The organism is Candidatus Caldatribacterium sp. (assembly GCA_014359405.1).
In the GTDB taxonomy this organism is placed as follows: domain Bacteria; phylum Atribacterota; class Atribacteria; order Atribacterales; family Caldatribacteriaceae; genus Caldatribacterium; species Caldatribacterium oleiphilum.
In genome coordinates this window covers 16187-16764 of record JACIZN010000031.1, presented here as the reverse complement: position 1 = coordinate 16764, position 578 = coordinate 16187, and the positions used below count along the sequence as shown (strand labels likewise).

Genomic DNA, 578 nt, shown 5'->3' with positions numbered 1-578 from the left:
GCTCAATGCTCACCACGAAAGCCACGTAGAGGAGCGTGAAACGGAGGCTATTCCAGAAGCGAGGATCCCGAAGAAAGATATTCACAAAATTCTCAAGTCCCACGAATACGCGAGGAGCAGCAGTAGCAGCTTTCCAGCGATGAAAGCTCAAAGTTAGCGACCAGATAAGAGGAAAAACCGCCATGGCCACAAGGTACAAAAGCCCAGGAAGGAGAAAACCGAATTTGACAGCATCCCTCCTCACGTTTTTCACACTCCCTGAAAAATCACAAGGCCTGGGGGTTTCCCCAGGCCTTGTGGGCGCACGTCACTCAGCTGGAAGTCCAAGGGATTCCCGGTAGAGGGCCTTTTGTCTCTCCTTGCCATGAGCTTCAGTGATCTTGACCCACTCGTTGTAGATGGCGTCGCAGGCCTCCTTAGGTGCTTTTGTTCCCGAAAGTACCTCAGCAAGGTAAAGGTCAAGGTAATCGTAGTACTCGGCAGCTCCCGGGATACGGAGGTCGGTGATAGCCTTCGGATCCGAAAGAATGGTCTGGATTGTCTCCAGGTATTTTGTAACCGATTCCTTACCCCAGCCA

At 51.9% G+C, this 578-nt stretch carries 1 protein-coding gene and 1 pseudogene (1 of these 2 cut by a window edge); both read right to left on the bottom strand.

The window, feature by feature from the left end:
• The coding region (locus H5U36_03795) for a sugar ABC transporter permease (protein MBC7217287.1) at positions 1-244 on the bottom strand (244 nt) is incomplete at its 3' end.
• A gap of 63 nt (positions 245-307) precedes the next feature.
• Positions 308-578 (bottom strand): annotated as a pseudogene (locus H5U36_03790) (extracellular solute-binding protein) (it continues 1242 nt past the right edge of the window).